This is a genomic window from Arthrobacter sp. TJ-270 (assembly GCF_058269075.1).
The window spans coordinates 89,278-104,901 of the sequence record NZ_JBZCNB010000003.1 but is presented as its reverse complement, the minus strand read 5'-3'; the positions used below and the strand labels follow the sequence as shown (position 1 = coordinate 104,901).

Sequence of the window (15,624 nt, the reverse complement as noted above, 5' to 3'; positions counted from 1 at the left end):
CGGTTCAACCGCTAACGACGACGACCGCGGCCGCGAGCGCCCTGTGCACCCTTGGAGCTCCCCGGCTTGCGCTTGGTGTTCTTGCTCTTACCCGGAGCGGGCTTGCCCTTCACAGGCTTTGCCGTCTTTTTGGGCTCCCTGGACGTTTCCTTCTGCGCCGACGGCTGCCGTGAACTCCGCGCGGTCCTCCCGCGGACTATGCCGACGAATTCCTCGATCTCATCCGTGGTGTTATCGGCAATCCAGGCGACGGCGATGGTGGTTGGGGGCGCGTCCGGCACAACACGGGCAACGACATCGCGGCGGTTGTAGTGACGGGCAACGGACATGGGAAGCACAACGACGCCGGCACCCGACGCCACAACCTCGACAGCCATTCGCGCGCCGCCGCACTCCTGAACGTCGAGGACCTTTTCATCGCCCAGTTCGGGGAGCGGAACCTCGTCGAGCAAGGAGAGCTCGTTGTCCTTCGAGACGACCACCACAGCAAGTTCCTGGTAGAGCGGGATGACACTGAGCGCGTCCCGGTCAACGGGTAGTCGAACAAAGGCGATGTCCACAGAACCGTCCCGGAGCGCTGAGGCAAGCGCGCCGTCGTCGTACTCGGTTGCTTCGATCGGAAGATGCGGATTCCGCTCACGCCAGCGTCCCACCCACTTCCCGGGCGTCACCCCGGGCACGAAACCGATGTTCAGGGCGGAAGGCTGGAACTCGGGCACGTCTTCACAGTAACCCAGTCGACGCTACCGCTCCTGTCCTCCACAGTTCGCTGACGCTCGGCGCGGGGCCCTCGCCCAGTACGCGCTTCTGGGCTCCCATTCCTCGCTGGCGCTCGGCGCGGGGCCTCGCCCAGTACGCTTAGGAGAATGACCCCAGCGAAGTCCCCGCAGACCATGAAACCGGCTACAGCCGCGAAGAAACTTGGCATCTACCTGCCCGCAACACCACAGGAGTTCCAGGACAACGACATCTCCCGTGGAGACTTCAACGAGATCCAGGAGAATCCGCCCGAGTGGCTCGCGGAGCTGCGCCGCAACGGTCCGCACCCGCGCCCGGTGGTGGCGCACAAACTTGGCGTCTCGATCAGTGGCCTCGCCCGCGGTGGAATTACGGACCCGCTGACGACGGCGGAGATCACCGCACTGCTTCAGGCACCGCCTGAGTGGCTGGTGGCAGAGCGCTCAACGATGGCGCGGGTGCGTGCCGAGGAGAAGCGGGCCAAGGAAGCGCGGCGCGCGAAGGACTAGCTCCTACGCCGGGTTCAGCGGCTCGATCAGCACGGGGCTGTCATCCCGGACGGGTCCCACCTCATGGAACTGCAGCCGTTCCGCAACGGGAGTGGCGGCGGCAACCGCTTCGTCAGCCAGTTCCTGCGTCCCCTTTGTTGTCGGGTTCAGCCACTCGCTCCAGAATTCGCGGGGCAGCGTCACGGGCGTGCGGTCATGGATTTCGGCCACTCCTCCCACTGCTTCGCGGGTCAGGATGGTTGAGGAAAGGACCCACCGGTTGGGATGGTCATCCGGCAGTTCCCGGTTGCGCCACCACGCATACAGTCCAGCAAACACCACCGGTTCACCGGGCAGGTGGATGTAGAACGGGGTCTTGGTTTTCCCCTCGGTTAGCCACTCATAGTAGCCGCTGGCTGGAATGAGGGCACGGCGGCTCTCCAGTGAGGGCTTGAAGGTGGGCTTGCTGCCCACGGTTTCTGCTCTGGCGTTGAAGGTGGGGCCCTTGGTTTTCAGTTCCTTGGAGAACGACGGCGTCAGCCACCATCTCGCCGCCTCCATGCGACGGGTAACGTGGTCGTCCTTGAGGGACTCCAACACCACGCGAATTGGGTCGGTGGGGCTGATATTCCACGAGGGTCCGGGGAGATCGTCGCCCACCGTCTCGACGTCGAAAAGGTCCACCAGATCCTTGTTTGAGCCTGCCACAACAAAGCGTCCACACATGGAGACAGGCTACTCCGTATCGCTTGTCCACAGACTCTTCCACAGGTCCTACGATCAATTGACTTAATCGAACACAGGTTCGAATATTAAGTGTGAGTTCACCAGCTGCAGCCCCGTATCAGGCGGTTCCCTCGGGTCACCCCCCGCAGGGTGCCCGTCGGGCACTGTCTGCGGTGGATGACGCTGCCGCAGCCAACTCCAAGGCCAGGCTCAAGGCAGAACTGCAATCCAGAATCAACGGAATGCAGAACAGCCGGCCCTCTTCCCGGCGGATGCCCACCGTGCCGGTGTTGGCAGGGATCCTTCCGGGTGGTGGCCTGCAGGCGGGTACCGCGTATTCGGTGACCAACTCCACCACTCTCGCCATGGCTTTGCTGGCCGGACCATCAGGTGCCGGAGCCTGGTGCAGCGTTATCGGCATGCCCACCTTCAGTGTGGAAGCCGCCGCCGGCTTCGGCATAGCGCTGGACAAACTGGTTTTGGTGCCAAATCCCGGTGACCAATGGCTCACAGTCACCGCAGCAATGGTGGACGTGGTGTCGGTTGTCCTTACCTGTGCTCCGGAACAAGTCACTCCGTCGGATGCGTCCCGCCTCATGGCCCGCCTGCGTCAGCGGGGTGCCGCACTCGTGACCATGGGCCCGTGGCCGCACAGTGAGGCCACGCTCAGCGTGACCGGAAGCAACTGGCAGGGCCTGGGTTCAGGAACCGGCCATCTTCGAAGCCGCAGGATGAGGATTACAGCGCGCGCTTCCACCGGCCGTTCCCGTACTGCGGACCTGTGGCTTCCGGATCTCCAGCGCGGGCCCTGGGCTGCATCAACACCCGCTGCGCACGCGGAGTCCGGGCAGCAGGAATTCTTCTCACGGTCGGCCCGCGCATCATGAAACTTCCCCGTACCGGCCAGGCTGCACCGGCTTCCCCCACCACTACCCGCACCATGGTTCTCTGGTGTCCCGACTGGCCCATCACTGCAGCACTGAGGGAATACCTCCTGCCGGCGGAACATCCCGTGGCACTGATCGAGAAAGGCGAGGTTTTCGCCTGCTCACCCGCTGCCCGGGAACAGGGAGTCAAACGGGGACTTCGTCTCCGGGAAGCCCAGGCCCGGTGCACCGCCCTCACTGTTCTTCCCTATGATCCTGCGCTGGATGCGAGAACCTTTGAACCCGTCATAGCCGCGGTAGAGAAAATCATGCCCGGGGTGCAGTTGGTCCGCCCGGGATTGTGTGCCCTTCATGCCAAGGGTCCGGCCAGGTATTACGGCAGTGAAGAGCACGCTGCGGCTGTTCTGCTCAAGGCCCTCGCCACCATTGGCCTCACTGCCGCCCGCGTGGGAGTGGCAGACAGCCCTTTTGCCGCTGAGCATGCCGCCCGGGCAACTGAATTCCTGGATGATGCGGGGACCGACTCGGTGTGGATCATCCCACCCGGGGAGTCGGCCTCTTTTCTCAGCAGCTTCCCCCTGGAAGTTCTGGAGGAACCAGCACTCGCGGTGGTCCTGCGGCGGCTCGGAATCCGCACTCTGGGCGATTTCGCTGTCCTCACCCGTACTGACGTGCGCAACCGGTTCGGCGCGGAAGGCGCGCTGGCCCATCTCAAGGCAACCGGATTTGACCACCACAGCGTGGTGGAAAGAAAACCACCGGCGGAACTCGACGTCGTCGTGCACTGTGAACCGCCGCTGGCACGCATTGATGAACTCACATTCACCCTCCGTCTGTCCGCGGAAGAATTCGTGGGCCGGCTGCGTGAGGCAGGGCTGGTGTGCACCGTCCTGGTGGTACGGCTGCAGTCAGAATCCGGTGAGGAATCAGTTCGGCTCTGGCGCCATCCCCGCTGGTTCGACGCCGATGATGTGCTGGACCGTGTCCGCTGGCAGCTACAGGGCAGCGGCAACGTTGAGCATGGGCTGAGTTCCGGGATCAGCAGAATCCAACTTCTGCCCGAAACCGTAGAGGATCTCAGCGACCATGCGGACGGCCTGTGGGGAACGGGACCCGACGAGAATATTCACCACGGCCTTGCCCGGGTGCAAAGCATGCTGGGACATGGGGCGGTGCTGACTGCCATGGTGGCCGGAGGAAGGATGCTCACCGACCGGCGGGTTTTCATTCCCTGGGGAGATCCACCGTCGGAGGATGCAGCGAAAAGCCGGGATCTCCCGTGGCCCGGCCAGCTTCCCGGTCCTGCTCCTGCCACCGTCTTCGATGAACCCCGTTCCGTCGAGGTTCTGGACAGGACCGGAAACGCTGTGGACGTTGATGAGCGCGGACTGCTGACAGCGGCTCCGGCCCTGCTTGTCGCTACGCCTCCCCGGCAATCCGCCATTTCTTCCTGGGCCGGGCCCTGGCCCATCGTTGAGCGCTGGTGGGATTCAAACGGGCGCACACTCAACCGGTTCCAGGTCGTGGATGAATCGGGAACTGCCTGGCTGCTGCTTCTTGAGGATCACCACTGGTGGGCGGAGGCCAGCTATGACTGAGCGCCCAGCATGCGGGCCGCTCCACACGGACGCGGGGCCCTGATATGGGTTTCAACAATCCCCCTATTTCCTGGTCCGAGTTCGAACGCACCCTCTCCGACCGGCGCCGTCCCGGTTCCCCTCCCCTGGGTGCGGACGGTGGTGACAGCCCGGCGTGGTCGCTGAAGCGACATCCGTACTCCCCGCCGGAAGACGCGGTGCCAACCACGGTCGGTCCTGTGGTGCCCTACGCGGAACTACACGTGCATTCGAACTTCAGTTTCCTTGATGGCGCCGCCAGTCCCGAACAGCTTGTTGAGGAAGCCCACCGCCTTCATCTCCACGGGCTGGCGCTGACCGATCACGACGGTCTCTACGGGGTTGTCCATCTGGCTGAAGCGGCGGAAAAACATCCCGGGTTGTCCACGGTCTACGGCACCGAGCTATCCCTGGAATTGAGTAAACCTCAAAACGGTGAACCGGATCCCGAGGGCCGGCATCTGCTCGTTTTGGCCCGCGGCGCCGAGGGCTATCATCGGCTGGCTGCGGCCATCACTGAAGCCCAGCTGAAACCGGAAGCCGAGAAGGGCAAGCCCCGGTACAACCTCTCCGAGCTCGCCGCCAGGGCAGGCAACAACTGGATGATCCTGACCGGATGCCGCAAAGGGTCCGTCCGCCATGCCCTCCTCAACGGAGACCTTCAGGAAGCGGAACTGGAAACCCGGCGTCTGATTGACCTGTTCGGGGCGGGCAATGTCGCCGTCGAGCTTTATGACCACGGCAATCCCCTGGACAGTACGCACAACGATGCCCTGTGGGAGATCGCCTCCCGGCTGAAGCTGCCCGTCGTTGCCACCAACAATGTGCACTATGCCGTTCCGGAGCAACACAGACTCGCCACCGCAGTGGCGGCCGTCCGGGCGCGCAGATCGCTTGATGACATGGACGGGTGGTTACCGGCGTCGGGCTCTGCCCACCTGCGCAGCGGCGCCGAAATGGCCACCCGCTTCGCCGCCTATCCAGGGGCGGTGGAACGGACAGTGGAACTGGCCGATGATCTGGCGTTCCGGCTCAGCAGCGTCAAGCCCGGCCTGCCCAAACTGAACCTGCCCGAGGGCCACACCCAGATGAGCTGGCTGAGAAAACTGGTGTGGGAAGGGGCCGCGAAGTTTTACGCCGGTCGCACCGATGTATGTGAGCGCATTGAGAAAGAACTGCACGTCATCGAGGAGAAGGACTTCCCGGGCTACTTCCTGATCGTCCATGATCTGGTTCAGTTTGCGCGCAGCAGGGGAATCCTCTGCCAGGGACGCGGATCAGCAGCGAACTCCGCGGTGTGCTACCTGCTGGAAATCACCGCCGTCGACTCCATCCTGTATGACCTCCCCTTTGAACGCTTTCTCTCCAGCCTGCGGGATGAGGAACCGGATATCGATGTCGATTTTGATTCCGACCGCCGCGAGGAGGTCATCCAGTACGTCTATAACAAGTACGGTCGATTCAATGCCGCACAGGTTGCCAACGTCATCACCTACCGGCCCAAGTTTGCGGTCCGCGACATGGCCAAGGCGCTGGGACACAGCCCCGGGCAGCAGGACGCCTGGTCAAAGCAGGTGGAACGGTGGGGCGCACTGGTTTCCAGCGATGATCACGACATTCCCGGACCGGTGGTGGAATTGGCACAGGGCGTACTGAAATTCCCGCGCCACATGGGGATCCATTCGGGAGGAATGGTGCTTACCGACCGCCCGATCGGAGAAGTATGCCCAATAGAGCATGGACGAATGGACGGGCGCACCGTCCTGCAATGGGACAAGGATGACTGCGCCTGGATGGGCCTGGTCAAGTTCGACCTGCTGGGGCTCGGCATCATGGCAGCCATCCAGTACAACTTCGACCTCGTGAAGAAACACTTCGGCGAGGAATGGACGCTGCACACCATGCCCCGGGAAGAACAGGGTGTCTACGACCAGCTGTGTTTCGCCGATTCCATCGGAGTGTTCCAGGTGGAGAGCCGCGCCCAGATGGGAATGCTGCCGCGCCTGCAGCCCCGACGTTTTTATGACCTGGTCATTGAGGTTGCGCTGGTTCGTCCCGGACCCATTCAGGGCGGAGCGGTGCATCCGTACATCAAACGGAAACTGGGCGAGGAGGAAGAGAGCTACCTCCATCCCAAACTCGTACCGGTTCTCAAACGCACGCTCGGCGTTCCGCTCTTCCAGGAACAACTCATGCAGATGGCCATGGTGGTAGGTAACTGCTCGGGTGCAGACGCGGACCAGTTGCGTCGCGCGATGGGGTCCAAGCGAGGCCTCGAGCGGATCGACACACTCAGGGAGAAGCTGTATGAGGGCATGAAGTCCAACGGGATCACCGGGGAGGTCGCCGACTCCGTCTATCGAAAAATCCAGGCGTTCGCCAACTTCGGATTTGCTGAAAGCCATTCGATCAGCTTCGCCCTGCTGGTGTACGCCAGTGCCTGGTTACGGCTTCACTATCCGGGGGCTTTTCTTGCCTCGCTCCTGCGCGCACAGCCGATGGGCTTCTACTCTCCCCAGACTCTGGTGGCCGATGCCCGCCGACACGGTGTCACAGTCCTTCGTCCGGACATCCTGCTTTCCGGAACCCATGCGGATCTTGAGGTCAACGGCTCCGCCGCCACGGCGCCCACAGGTTCGGCCGACTGCCTTGCGTTTCACCAGCCCCCCGTAGGGAAATTTGATCGCTCCATTCCGTTCGACTCAACTACTCATCGCCGGGATGGCAACTATGCGGTCCGGTTAGGGCTGGACAGTATCCAGTCAATCGGCAAAAAACTTGCCCAGGCCATCGTCGAGGAGCGCGGGACTAACGGCCCGTTCGAGAACATGGGTGATCTTGCACGCCGGACGCAACTGAACTCGAATCAGCTCGAGGCACTGGCAGCGGCCGGAGCGTTTGACTCAATGGGGCTCTCCCAGCGGGAAGCCCTCTGGCATGCCGGCCCCGCCTCTACCGAGCGTGAGGGCCAAATCAAGGGGACCACTGTATATATCCAGCCGCCCCTGTTTCCGGACCTTACCGAAGGAGACCGAGTGGCAGCTGATCTCTGGTCAACGGGAATCACCACCGATGATCATCCCGTGCGCCATGTCCGGCCAACATTACGACGCCGGGGTGCGCTGACGGCCGCAGACCTCCTTTCCGCCGAGCCCGGCCGGCGGGTTGAGGTCGGTGGAGTAGTCACCCACCGGCAGCGCCCTGCCACCGCCAGCGGCATCACCTTCATGAACCTCGAAGATGAGACGGGTCTGGTAAATGTCATTTGCTCAGTGGGCGTGTGGCAGCGCTACCGGCGAATAGCAAGGGAGGCTAGCAGCGTGCTGGTGCGGGGGGTACTGGAACGGTCCAACGAAGGGGTGGTGAACCTCGTCGCGGACAAGTTCGAGGTCCTCCGGCTCAAGGCCACCACAAAATCAAGGGACTTCCGCTGAGGCCATGCGCCGGGGGCACTGCAACAAAAAGAAATGCCCCGACCTGAGGCCGGGGCATTTCAGTTGGTGCGCGAGGGGGGATTTGAACCCCCACACCCTTTCGGATACTGGCACCTGAAGCCAGCGCGTCTGCCGTTCCGCCACTCGCGCAAATTGAGTGAAGATCCTTCGAATCAGCAGAAACAAGCATAACGGAGGCCTGGCAAAAACACCTAAACGGATGAGTTGCCCCACGTTCCGCAACTTTGAAATCTGCGGAAACGTTGAATGTTATCGACAGGCAACGTCCCCGGTTAAGGCCATTTAGGGGACGCCCCAGTAGTATCGACACAAGACAGCAGCGACCCTGCATGCCTCCGCGCGCTTCCGTGCGGGCAGGTCCGGGTAGCCAAAAACGCAGGTGAGGAGGTAGACCATGGGCATTTTGGATAACGTCGAGCGCGGACTCGAGAAGATCGTTCGTGGTGCCTTCTCCACCGGTTCGCGCTCCCAGGTGCAACCCGTCGAAATAGCGAGCGCACTCCGCCGGGAGCTCGACAACAAGTCGCTGACGCTGGCGCAGGGACGCACCCTTGCCCCTAATGTTTTCACCGCCCGGCTGTCCGATCCCGACTTCGCCCTCGCCCAGGAGTGGGGGTCTCCGCTCGCCGAGGAACTGTGCGACGTCGTTATCAAACACGTCAACAGTCAGAACTACACTCTCAAGGGTCCGGTTCGGGTGTCCTTCACCCGGGACTCCGCCCTGAAACCCGGCGTCTTCGAAATCGACTCCGCTACGGAGACGCAGCCCACGCAGCGACCTTCAGCTCCGAGCGCCCCAAGCCGCCAACCAACCCCCTACCAGCCGGTCCTTGAGCTCGACGGTCAGCGCTACTCGCTCAACGTCGGTTCCGTGCTGCTGGGCCGCTCATCGGAAGCAGACATCCTGATCGATGACACCGGCGTATCCCGGCGTCACCTCGAGATCCACACCGGCCAGGGCCAGTCCCGCGCTGTGGACCTCGGCTCGACGAACGGCAGCTACGTAAACGGGCAGCGTGTGCAGGGAGAGGCTGAGTTGACGGACGGCACCGTAATCACAATGGGCCGCACCCGCATGACTTTCCGACTTGTACCCGTGCAGAACGGCGGCCACTAAGCATGAGTGATCTGACCGTAACGCTGCTGAGATACGGCTTCCTCCTCCTGATCTGGATCCTCGTGCTCAGCGTTGTCAGCGCGCTCCGGCGGGACCTCGTCGTCGGGCTCCGTAACCGGACCGGTGCACCGTCGGCCCGGCAGGCCCGCAAACATCCCGAGCTCGTTGAGGAACCACCGGCCAAGCCGCAGGCCAGACGTCTCGTTGTCACGGAAGGACCCCTCAAGGGGACCTCCCTTGACCTCGCATCCAGTCCCATCCTGCTCGGCCGTGCGCAGGAAGCCTCGCTCGTTCTGGAGGATGACTATGCCTCAGGCCGCCATGCCCGGCTGTTTCCGCAGGGCAGCCGCTGGTTCATAGAGGACCTGGGATCGACCAACGGAACCTACCTCGGAGGCAATCAGCTAACGCGCGCACTACCAGTGGAGCCTGGAGTACCCATTCGGATCGGTAAGACGGTCATTGAATTGAGGCCATAGTCACATGGCCCTGGTTTTCCGTTTCGCGGCCCGTTCTGATGTTGGAAAGGTCCGCGCCAAGAATGACGATTCCGCCTACGCCGGGCGCTACCTGGCAGTTGTGGCTGACGGCATGGGTGGGCACGCGGGCGGCAACATCGCGTCGGCCTCAACCGTCCTGGATCTGGTGCACCTTGACCGGAAAGACTACGACGGCGACGCCGGTACCCACCTAGCAGACGAAATCCAGACCGCCAATTCGCTCCTGTCCGAATTGGTGAGCACCAACCCCCAGCTGGCCGGGATGGGGACAACCGTCACCGCTCTGCTCCTCAATGGTGAGAAAATCTCGTTTGCTCATATCGGTGACTCTCGCGCCTACCGCTTGAAGGATGATGTCTTCGAGCAGATAAGCGTCGACCACACCTTCGTGCAACGACTCATTGAGGAGGGTCGGCTCAGACCGGAGGAAGCAGAAATCCATCCGCACAAGAACGTTTTGATGCGGGTTCTAGGCGACGTCGACGCCAGTCCGGAGTTGGACCTGACCACCTTGGATGCGGCGCCCGGTGAACGGTGGCTGCTCTGCTCTGACGGGCTGAACGCTGTCCTGAATGACGCCACTATTGAACGTGTCGTTCGGGAAACGCCTAACCTCTCAGCCTGCGTTAATAGCCTCGTTGACCTGACACTGGCTGGCGGTTCCCCGGACAACGTCACCATCGTTGTAGTTGACGTGGATACTGCAACCCCCGAGGATCTGCGCACTGCCGCCCTCACCGCACTCCCGCCCGCCCGGGAAGCGGCGGGAGAAAAAGACGGTGAGGCTTCTCCCTCCGACGAAGAATTACCCGGTGCCACCATCAGGGCTGACGTCATCCGCGAGGACCTGTCCTCACGACCCCACACTCTGGTGGGTTCAGCAGCATTAGCTACCGAAACAGGTCAGATCCCAATCGTCACCCAGAGATCCACAGAACGGCGTGCGGCCATGATGCTCACGCACAAGGCGCCCCCTGCTGACACGGACGACGACGATACCGATGACGACCCTGGACCCCGCCGCCGGCGGCGCTGGCTGCTGCCGGCCGCCCTGGCTCTGATGGCGCTTATTCTCGCCGCGGTTCTCTCGCTGGGCTACGTGTGGACCCAAACGCGCTACTACGTCGCGACCTTCGACAACAATGTCGCCATCTACAACGGCGTGGCACAGACCCTCGGACCATTTCCGCTGAGCCATCTTGATCAGACCACCGACATCCCCGTCTCCAACCTTCCGGAGTTCCAGCGCAACCGCCTGGAGAATACGCTCGCTGCAAGGGACCTACAGCATGCGCAGGACATCGTCGAGGACCTCAGACAGTCCCTGCGTGCGTTGCCCTGCCCGCCTGCGAGCGACCCGGACCAGTCCGGGAATACAGCATCACCCGAAGCGGCACCACCGGAATCATCACCCGCTGCTAGGCCGACGACGGGCACCTCGGCCACAGCCGAAGCCGCACCGGGAGAACCCGCCCTATGCGGAGAGAGAATCCCATGAGTGACCTCTTCACAGTCCCAAAATCCCGGCGCAATGTCGAAGCGCTCCTGCTGCTGGTGGCCCTGACGGTAGCCATCGGGGCCAACTGGCTCGTCGGTCTGGACAAGGACAATCCATTCGACTCCGCCTTTTGGTTACAGGGCGGGACGCTGGCCGCGCTTGCACTGATTTTCCATGTGGTGCTTCGGGTCCGCGCGAAATATGCAGATCCGGTAATGCTTCCGATCGTGATAGCGCTCAATGGAATCGGACTGGCGATGATCTACCGGTTGGACCTGGCTCTTCCATCCAGTTCGCAGCCGGTCGCGCCAAGCCAATTTCTCTGGACAACCGTGGCCATGGGGGCATCTATCGCAACCCTCCTGGTCATCCGCGACCACCGCATACTTCGCCGATATACCTATATCTCCCTCATCGTCAGCGCCGCGCTGCTGATGCTCCCGCTCACCCCGCTCGGTGTGGAGATCAACGGCGCCCGCATCTGGATCAACGTGGGTGTAGGGACGTTCCAGCCGGGCGAAGTTGCCAAGATTACGCTCGCTATATTCTTCGCGGGGTATCTATCTACCAACCGTGATCTCATTCTGCTTGCCGGGAAGAAGCTCGGTCCACTGCAGTTGCCGCGGTTCCGCGACCTTGCCCCCATGGTCGCCGCCTGGCTGGTGAGCATCGGTGTCCTGATCTTCCAGCGTGACCTCGGTTCTTCGATCCTTTTCTTCGGTCTCTTCATGGCCATGATCTACGTCGCCACGTCGCGCGTCAGCTGGGTACTGATCGGCCTCGCAATGATCGCGGTGGGAGGCTTCGTTGCCCTGCAGCTATTCAGCCATGTCGCCCTGCGCATTGATAGCTGGATCAACGCGTTCGAACCCGAGGTGTTCAACCGTAATCCCGGCGGCAGCGGACAGGTTGTCCAGGGTCTCTTTGGGCTTGCGAACGGCGGGCTGGCGGGTACCGGGCTTGGCCAGGGCCGGCCCGACCTCGTGACTTATGCCAACAGCGACATGATAATTGCCGCCCTCGGCGAAGAGCTGGGCCTGATCGGGCTCTTCGCCATAGTGCTGCTGTACATCCTGCTCATCTCACGGGGCTTCCGTGCGGCTCTTGGCACCCGTGACGGCTTCGGAAAGCTCCTCGCCTGCGGCCTGTCGTTCACCATCGCGCTCCAGTGCTTCGTGGTTATCGGCGGAGTAACCCGGCTGATCCCGCTCACCGGACTAACCACGCCCTTCATGTCTGCCGGTGGGTCTTCCCTCCTCGCGAACTGGATCATCGTCGCCCTGCTCCTGCTCATTTCCGAGACCGCCCGTCGGCCGGCGATCAAAGGTCCGGTACGCGAGACGTTCCCCGAGGGCAAGCAAAATCGCAATTCCCCAGCCAAGGACAACATCAGGGAGGTCAGCGCATGAACCAGGCCATCCGACGCTCCTGGATCGTAGCCATCAGCATGTTTGCGCTGGTCCTCGGTTCGCTCACCTACGTCCAGTTCTTTCAAGCGAGCGCGCTGGAAAACAATGACTGGAACACACGTCAGATTCTCCAGGATTACGGCAAGAACCGCGGCGCGATTTTGGTGGACGGGCGTCCGATCGCCGAATCGGTTCCGTCCGATGACCAGTTCAATTATCAGCGCGTGTACAACCAGCCGGCCATGTACGCCCATCTCACCGGCTTCTTCTCGTTGGTCAACGGGTCCACCCAGTTGGAGAACGTCATGAACGAGGAACTCTCAGGGAGCAGTGACGATCTCTTCATTGACCAGGTGGTGCGCCTCTTCTCCGGTGCCCAGGCTCAGGGTGCCTCCGTCGAGCTGACCATTGATCCGCAACTGCAGCAGATGGCGTGGGAGATGATCCCCGAGGGCCAGACCGGATCGATCGTGGTGATGGAGCCGACTACCGGGAACATCCTGGCGATGGTGTCCAAGCCTTCCTACGACCCCAACCTGCTCGCGGCACATGACACGTCCGTGGTGGTGCAGAACATCGAGCAGCTCTCGCAGGTACCGGGCCTGTCCATCTATTTCAACCCGGCCACCCAGTCGCTGGTTGCTCCCGGCTCGGTTTTCAAATTGGTGGTGGCAGCCGCAGCACTGGAAAGCGGTCAGTTCGATGCTGAGTCCACCATTCCGAATCCGCCGGTGCTTGATTTGCCGGATACCGACGTTGGGCTTCCCAACTTCACGACGGGCGGTTGTATGGCTCGGGCCACCGCTGACCTCGCGTTCGCGTTGGAGCAGTCCTGTAACACCCCGTTTGCCCAGATCGCCTGGGAACTCGGTGAGGACGCGGTGCTCGAGCAGGCGGAAAAGTTCGGTTTCGGAGAGAGCTTCAACGTGCCGGTCGACGTCGCGGCAAGCCAGTTCCCCACTGGGTTGAACGACGCACAACTCGCCCAGTCAGCGATTGGCCAGTTCAGCGTTGCAGTGACACCGCTCCAGATGGCCATGGTGAGCGCCGCGATCGCCAACGACGGCGTTCTGATGAAGCCAAATCTGGTGAAAGCAGTCCGCGGACCGGATCTCTCCATTATCGAAGAACCCGAGCCGGAGGTGCTGCGGGAGGCACTCAGCGCCGAGAACGCCAATCAGATCACCGAGTGGATGGTCAACGTGGTGGAGAACGGTACTGCACGAAACGCAGCGGTTCCCGGCGTGCAGGTGGCCGGCAAGACAGGCACGGCGGAGGTCGCCGAGCAGGGGGACAACGCCTGGTTCACCGGCTTCGCGCCGGCGGACAATCCCGAAGTAGTGGTCTCCATCGTCATGCAGGACGTCGACATCGCGACAGGTGCCCAGCTAACAAGTCCAAACGCTAAGAGACTCATAGAGGCGGTGTTGAATAGGTGAGACCTACTTCAGGTATCACATTAGGCGGCAGGTTCCAGCTCACTGATCGCATCGCCATCGGAGGCATGGGGGAGGTCTGGAAGGCACGGGACCAGGTGCTCGGACGCCTTGTGGCCATAAAGATTCTGAAAGAGGAATACACGGGTGACCCCGGCTTCCTCAACCGGTTTCGTGCTGAAGCCCGTCACACCGCGCTGCTTAACCATGAGGGCATCGCAAACGTCTTCGACTACGGCGAGGAAGGTGGCTCGGCCTACCTCGTAATGGAGCTCGTTCCCGGCCAACCGCTGTCCAGCATCATCGAACGCGAACAGATCCTGGCACCGGACAGGGCGCTCTCCATCATCGGCCAGACCGCCACCGCGCTCAGCGTCGCGCACCGCCAAGGACTCGTGCACAGGGACGTCAAGCCCGGGAACCTTTTGATCATGCCGGACGGCCGGGTCAAGATCACGGACTTCGGAATTGCGCGTCTCGCTGACCAGGTGCCGCTCACTGCAACAGGTCAGGTGATGGGTACTGCCCAGTACCTGGCACCCGAGCAGGCAACCGGCCAGCCCGCGACCGGCTCCAGCGATATTTATGCGCTCGGGGTCATCGGCTACGAGTTGCTCGCGGGACGCCGTCCGTTCTCGGGTGAATCGCAGATCGCTATCGCCCTCGCGCAGGTCAACGATGCTCCGCCTGACCTGCCCGAGAGCATTCCTCATCCGGTCCGCGCGCTCATTGCGAGCATGTTGGCCAAAGACCCTGCTGACCGCCCGCCGAACGCGGAAGCCCTCGCTGAAGCGGTTGCAGCCATCCGCCGCAACGACGTTCGTGCGGCCGAGGCCGCCGTACCCGGCATGCTGCTGTTCACCGACTCCACGGGCCCGCTCACCACGCCGGTCCCGGCGCCCACCAGTGCTACCCGCGTTGTACCTGCCACGACGACGTCTGCCTTACCCACCGTCGCGGGTGCCGGCGCAGTAGCCGCCTCCCGCGAGTGGTCCGAGGAAGACATCGACGAGGAAGTTCCACCTGCGGAAGAATCGCGAGGACGCAGCCCCTGGCTGATTCCGCTGATCATCCTGCTCGTGCTGGCTGCGCTGGCGCTTGCCGGATTCCTGCTGGCACCGCTGTTGGCTGGGGGTGACGACGACGACCCCGCCGCCGCGCCCACCACCTCTGCGTCCCAATCGCCATCTCCGACCGAGAGTGAGAGCCCGACGCCGGAGGAAACCACTCCGGAACCGACTACGGAGGCGCCCACAACGCCGGAAGCCATCGTGGTGGACGCAGCTGCCTACCAGGGCCGGCCCATCGAAGTCGTGGTGGCCGAGCTGAACTCTCTCGGATTCTCCGTCGACCAGCAGCCGGAAGTCACCGATGAGTTCGAGCCAGGAATAGTACTGAACCTCAATCCCGTCGGTCCCCTCCCGCCCGGATCCCAAATCACGGTTACCTTCGCGGAGGCCCCAGAAACCCTCACCATTCCATCGGGTCTTCAGGGCGCCACCGAAGAAGAACTTCAGCAAACCCTTGCCGATCTGGGGTTGAGTGCCGTCCGTTCCGGCACTGAAGAATCCAACCAGGAAGAAGGCACCGTCCTGTCAGTGGATCCGGCGGAAGGAACCGAGGTGGAGCCCGGCAGTACGGTGCGTTACGTCGTTTCCTCGGGTCCCGAAGAAACCGAAGCACCGCCGGCGATTGGACCTGGTCAGACCCCGCCGGGCCAGGACCAGCCCTAGAAGGCATGTGAAGGGGTACCA

At 62.5% G+C, this 15,624-nt stretch carries 12 protein-coding genes and 1 tRNA gene; 10 read left to right on the top strand and 3 right to left on the bottom strand.

Annotation, left to right across the window (positions count from 1 at the left end):
- Positions 1-11: 11 nt before the first annotated feature.
- A complete protein-coding gene (locus AC4D2M_RS07675) occupies positions 12-719 on the bottom strand; it encodes a LysR family transcriptional regulator substrate-binding protein (RefSeq protein ID WP_490891054.1) in 708 nt (235 codons plus the stop codon).
- Between the two features lie 147 nt (positions 720-866).
- Between AC4D2M_RS07675 and AC4D2M_RS07670 the strand changes: the two genes are divergently transcribed.
- On the top strand, positions 867-1,247 hold the full coding sequence (locus AC4D2M_RS07670; RefSeq protein ID WP_490891053.1) for a DUF5997 family protein: 381 nt from the start codon (positions 867-869) through the stop codon (positions 1,245-1,247).
- 3 nt (positions 1,248-1,250) lie between these two features.
- On the opposite strand, the gene AC4D2M_RS07665 is transcribed toward AC4D2M_RS07670, so the two are convergent.
- Positions 1,251-1,952 carry an SOS response-associated peptidase gene (locus AC4D2M_RS07665; RefSeq protein WP_490891052.1) on the bottom strand — a complete coding sequence of 234 codons (702 nt, stop codon included), beginning with the start codon at positions 1,950-1,952 and terminating at the stop codon, positions 1,251-1,253.
- Between the two features lie 92 nt (positions 1,953-2,044).
- On the opposite strand from AC4D2M_RS07665, the gene imuA' reads away from it, so the two are divergent.
- Genes imuA' through AC4D2M_RS07650 form a run of 3 tightly spaced genes read left to right on the top strand, consistent with a single transcriptional unit; the run spans position 2,045 to position 7,889 of the window.
- Positions 2,045-2,839: a DnaE2-dependent mutagenesis accessory factor ImuA' gene (gene imuA' / locus AC4D2M_RS07660; protein WP_490891051.1), complete on the top strand. Its 795-nt coding sequence runs from the start codon at positions 2,045-2,047 to the stop codon at positions 2,837-2,839.
- Complete coding sequence (locus AC4D2M_RS07655) at positions 2,836-4,437, top strand: DNA polymerase Y family protein (RefSeq protein ID WP_490891050.1); 1,602 nt, start codon at positions 2,836-2,838, stop codon at positions 4,435-4,437. The genes imuA' and AC4D2M_RS07655 overlap by 4 nt, the downstream gene beginning before the upstream one ends.
- A gap of 44 nt (positions 4,438-4,481) precedes the next feature.
- Positions 4,482-7,889, top strand: a complete 3,408-nt coding sequence (locus AC4D2M_RS07650; RefSeq protein WP_490891049.1) for an error-prone DNA polymerase — start codon at positions 4,482-4,484, stop codon at positions 7,887-7,889.
- Positions 7,890-7,953: 64 nt separating this feature from the next.
- On the opposite strand, the gene AC4D2M_RS07645 is transcribed toward AC4D2M_RS07650, so the two are convergent.
- Positions 7,954-8,039: transfer RNA gene (locus tag AC4D2M_RS07645), tRNA-Leu, on the bottom strand.
- Positions 8,040-8,304: 265 nt separating this feature from the next.
- Between AC4D2M_RS07645 and AC4D2M_RS07640 the strand changes: the two genes are divergently transcribed.
- From AC4D2M_RS07640 to AC4D2M_RS07615, 6 genes are read left to right on the top strand one after another with little or no spacing between them, the layout of a single operon-like run.
- Positions 8,305-9,027: an FHA domain-containing protein gene (locus tag AC4D2M_RS07640; RefSeq protein ID WP_490891048.1), complete on the top strand. Its 723-nt coding sequence runs from the start codon at positions 8,305-8,307 to the stop codon at positions 9,025-9,027.
- A gap of 2 nt (positions 9,028-9,029) precedes the next feature.
- A complete protein-coding gene (locus AC4D2M_RS07635; protein ID WP_490891047.1) occupies positions 9,030-9,506 on the top strand; it encodes an FHA domain-containing protein FhaB/FipA in 477 nt (158 codons plus the stop codon).
- Between the two features lie 4 nt (positions 9,507-9,510).
- Entirely contained in the window at positions 9,511-11,025 is a 1,515-nt protein-coding gene (locus tag AC4D2M_RS07630) for a PP2C family protein-serine/threonine phosphatase (protein ID WP_490891046.1), read from the top strand.
- Positions 11,022-12,434, top strand: coding sequence for an FtsW/RodA/SpoVE family cell cycle protein (locus tag AC4D2M_RS07625; RefSeq protein ID WP_490891045.1), 1,413 nt, complete (start codon positions 11,022-11,024; stop codon positions 12,432-12,434). Before AC4D2M_RS07630 ends, AC4D2M_RS07625 begins: the two co-directional genes overlap by 4 nt.
- Positions 12,431-13,873: a peptidoglycan D,D-transpeptidase FtsI family protein gene (locus AC4D2M_RS07620; protein WP_490891044.1), complete on the top strand. Its 1,443-nt coding sequence runs from the start codon at positions 12,431-12,433 to the stop codon at positions 13,871-13,873. Before AC4D2M_RS07625 ends, AC4D2M_RS07620 begins: the two co-directional genes overlap by 4 nt.
- Positions 13,870-15,603 (top strand): protein kinase domain-containing protein, encoded by a 1,734-nt coding sequence (locus AC4D2M_RS07615; RefSeq protein ID WP_490891043.1) that lies wholly within the window; start codon positions 13,870-13,872, stop codon positions 15,601-15,603. Before AC4D2M_RS07620 ends, AC4D2M_RS07615 begins: the two co-directional genes overlap by 4 nt.
- The last annotated feature ends 21 nt before the right edge of the window (positions 15,604-15,624 follow it).

What these genes read in the sequence shown, in the direction of transcription:
- AC4D2M_RS07630 (WP_490891046.1), top strand. Translation starts at nt 9,511, where the DNA reads ATGGCCCTGGTTTTCCGTTTCGCGGCCCGTTCTGATGTTGGAAAGGTC.
- AC4D2M_RS07635 (WP_490891047.1), top strand. Translation starts at nt 9,030, where the DNA reads ATGAGTGATCTGACCGTAACGCTGCTGAGATACGGCTTCCTCCTCCTG.
- AC4D2M_RS07665 (WP_490891052.1), bottom strand. Translation starts at nt 1,952, where the DNA reads ATGTGTGGACGCTTTGTTGTGGCAGGCTCAAACAAGGATCTGGTGGAC.
- AC4D2M_RS07625 (WP_490891045.1), top strand. Translation starts at nt 11,022, where the DNA reads ATGAGTGACCTCTTCACAGTCCCAAAATCCCGGCGCAATGTCGAAGCG.
- AC4D2M_RS07650 (WP_490891049.1), top strand. Translation starts at nt 4,482, where the DNA reads ATGGGTTTCAACAATCCCCCTATTTCCTGGTCCGAGTTCGAACGCACC.
- AC4D2M_RS07640 (WP_490891048.1), top strand. Translation starts at nt 8,305, where the DNA reads ATGGGCATTTTGGATAACGTCGAGCGCGGACTCGAGAAGATCGTTCGT.
- AC4D2M_RS07670 (WP_490891053.1), top strand. Translation starts at nt 867, where the DNA reads ATGACCCCAGCGAAGTCCCCGCAGACCATGAAACCGGCTACAGCCGCG.
- AC4D2M_RS07620 (WP_490891044.1), top strand. Translation starts at nt 12,431, where the DNA reads ATGAACCAGGCCATCCGACGCTCCTGGATCGTAGCCATCAGCATGTTT.
- AC4D2M_RS07655 (WP_490891050.1), top strand. Translation starts at nt 2,836, where the DNA reads ATGAAACTTCCCCGTACCGGCCAGGCTGCACCGGCTTCCCCCACCACT.